This window comes from Mangrovihabitans endophyticus (assembly GCF_014646155.1).
GTDB classification, from domain to species: Bacteria; Actinomycetota; Actinomycetes; order Mycobacteriales; family Micromonosporaceae; genus Actinoplanes; species Actinoplanes endophyticus.
This window is the reverse complement of record NZ_BMMX01000099.1, coordinates 1-2,792: the sequence shown is the minus strand read 5'-3', so window position 1 is coordinate 2,792 and position 2,792 is coordinate 1. Positions and strand designations below refer to the sequence as shown.

2 protein-coding genes are annotated in these 2,792 nt (G+C 71.5%); one reads left to right on the top strand and one right to left on the bottom strand.

Going from position 1 to position 2,792, the window contains the following annotated elements:
- Nucleotides 1-299 precede the first annotated feature (299 nt).
- Nucleotides 300-2,057, top strand: coding sequence for a cellulase family glycosylhydrolase (locus tag IEY73_RS32470; protein WP_189083180.1), 1,758 nt, complete (start codon nucleotides 300-302; stop codon nucleotides 2,055-2,057).
- 67 nt (nucleotides 2,058-2,124) lie between these two features.
- Here IEY73_RS32470 and IEY73_RS32465 read toward each other — a convergent pair whose 3' ends face one another.
- Entirely contained in the window at nucleotides 2,125-2,661 is a 537-nt protein-coding gene (locus tag IEY73_RS32465) for a GerMN domain-containing protein (protein WP_189083181.1), read from the bottom strand.
- Nucleotides 2,662-2,792: the final 131 nt, after the last annotated feature.

The window sequence follows — 2,792 nt, the reverse complement described above, 5'->3', positions numbered from 1 at the left end:
GAGTCACTCGCAGATCACCGACGACGAACCTACCGATACCAATCCCTCCCGGAACCGGCCCACCTATAGAAGCGTCGACGCCACCGGGGGCGGGGCGGAGGCGCCACCGGGGGCGGGGCGGAGGTGCCACCGGGGGCGGGACCGGGGGCGGGGTGGGGGTGCGGTGGGGTGGGGCGGGGTGGGTGTCTGGCGTGGGTGGTGTCCAGATGTTGCGCAACGCTTGGACATTGTTTCTCATCTATTACAAGATGGGAGCGCTCCCATCGTGATCCTCGTCGTCCCCCAGGAGGAACCTCATCGTGCTCTCCCCACGGAACAGACGGCATCTGGCCGCGTTCGCCGCTGCCGCTGTCGCCGCGCCGGTCGCGTGGTTCGCCGCCACCGGCGTCTCGGCCGCCGCGCAGACGCCGGCCGTCACGGCCGCCGCGCCCGCCGTCGCGCCCGCCGCCGACTGGCTGCACGTGCGCGGCAACCAGGTCGTCGACGCGGCCGGCAACCCGGTCTGGCTCACCGGCGCCAACTGGTTCGGATTCAACGCCACCGAACGCGTCTTCCACGGCCTCTGGTCGGCCAACATGACCGACCTCACCAAGGCCATGGCCGACCGCGGCATCAACATCGTCCGGGTGCCCATCTCCACCCAGCTACTGCTGGAGTGGAAGAACGGGCAGGCCGCCGTCCCGTCCGGCGTGAACACGTACGCCAATCCCGAACTGGAGGGTAAGACCACCCTGCAGGTGTTCGACGCCTTCCTCGCGCTCTGCGAGAAGTACGGCATGAAGGTGCTGCTCGACGCGCACAGCGCCGACGCCGACAACTCCGGCCACGTCTATCCGATGTGGTACAAGGGTACCGTCACGCCCGAGCAGTTCTATCAGAGCTGGGAGTGGGTCGCCCAGCGGTACAAGAACAACGACACGCTCGTGGCGATGGACATCGAGAACGAGCCGCACGGCAAGCAGAACGAGAGCCCCCGTGCCAAGTGGGACTCGTCCACCGATGTGGACAACTGGAAGAACGCCTGCCAGACGGCCGGTCGCCGGATCCTCGCCATCAACCCCGAGGTGCTGATCCTGTGCGAGGGCATCGAGGTCTACCCACGGGCCGGTGCGAGCTGGTCGTCCGCCGATGAGGACGACTACTACTTCAACTGGTGGGGCGGCAACCTGCGCGGCGTCAAGGACCACCCGGTCGATCTGGGCGCCAACCAGGACCAGCTCGTCTACTCGCCGCATGACTACGGCCCGCTGGTGTTCAACCAGCCGTGGTTCGACAAGCCGTTCGACAAGCAGTCGCTGACCACCGACGTGTGGGACCCGAACTGGCTCTACATCCACAAGCAGAACATCGCCCCGCTGCTGATCGGGGAATGGGGCGGCCGGCTCGGCCAGGACGAACGCCAGGACCGGTGGATGACCGCGCTGCGCGACACCATCGTGGAGAACCGGCTGAACCAGACCTTCTGGGTGCTCAACCCGAACTCCGGTGACACCGGCGGTCTGCTGCGCGACGACTGGAAGACCTGGGACGAGCAGAAGTACGCGTTGCTCAAGCCGGCCCTGTGGGCGTACGGAGGCAAGTTCGTCTCGCTGGACCACCAGGTGCCGTTGGGCGGCGCGGGCAGCACCACCGGGATCAGCCTGGCCGACCGGTACGGCGGCGGCACGCCCACGACGCCTCCGACGACGCCGCCCACCACGCCCCCGACGACCACTCCGACGACGCCGCCGACCACGTCACCCACGACACCGCCGTCGGCCGGCTGCTCGGCCACCTACCGGCAGACCAGCTCCTGGCCCGGCGGCTTCCAGGGCGAGATCACGGTGCGCAACACCGGCACGTCGGCCGGGCGGTCCTGGTCGGTCGGCTGGACCTACCCGGCGGGCACCACCCTGCAGTCCGCCTGGAACGGGGTGATCGCCTCGGCAGGGCCGTCGGTGAGCGTGCGCAACGCCGACTACAACGGCACGCTCGGCGCCGGGCAGTCGGTCACCGTCGGGTTCGTCGGTACCGGCGCCGCGGCCACCCCGCCCACGGTCTCCTGCACCCTGAGCTGACCCGCCCGCACACCCCGGGCACGGCGTGCCCGCGTGGCGGCGTCACCGGCCGGTGACGCCGCCACGATCATTCCCGCAGCAGCTCGCTGTAGTCCACGATGGTCAGCGGCGCGTCGCTCAGCGAGCCGTCGGCCCGCGGCACGCTCAGCGGCTGGCCCTCGCTGGTGAACGACACGGTGCCCACGTCCAGGCTGGCGCCGAGGGTGCAGACCATCTGGCCGTACGCGAACACCTCGTCGCTGCGTACCCCCTGGTTGGACGTGTCGCCCACCTCGACCACCGCGCGCCCGCCGGTCAGCGTCAGGCTCGCCCCGGCCATCGTGGTGAGCGCGCTGGTCAGCCCGTTGGCCGACTCGTCGGCGGTGGGGCCGGCCAGCAGATCGTTCAGCAGCCCGGTGGGGGTGGGCGGCACGGGCACCCGGCGCTGCACCCGCACCAGGTGCCCGTCGCGCACCCAGCAGAGCCGTTCCACGGACCGGCCCGCCTCGTCCTGGGCGGGGGCGCCGGAGCGGCGCAGGCCGGCGCCGGGCATGTCGCGCGGTTCGTCGTCCAGCGGCACGCCGCAGCCACCGCCCAGCGCGCCGGCCAGGGCCACGGCCACCATCGCGACGGCCCGCCGCCGCACGACCGCACCCCACCGCCTCACGACCGCACCCCGCCGGGCTGGCCGGCACCCGGGCCCTCCGGGCCACCGCCGCCGCGCCCGGCCTCATCGCCGCGCCCGGCCCCATCGCC

What these genes read in the sequence shown, in the direction of transcription:
- IEY73_RS32465 (WP_189083181.1), bottom strand. Translation starts at nt 2,661, where the DNA reads ATGGTGGCCGTGGCCCTGGCCGGCGCGCTGGGCGGTGGCTGCGGCGTG.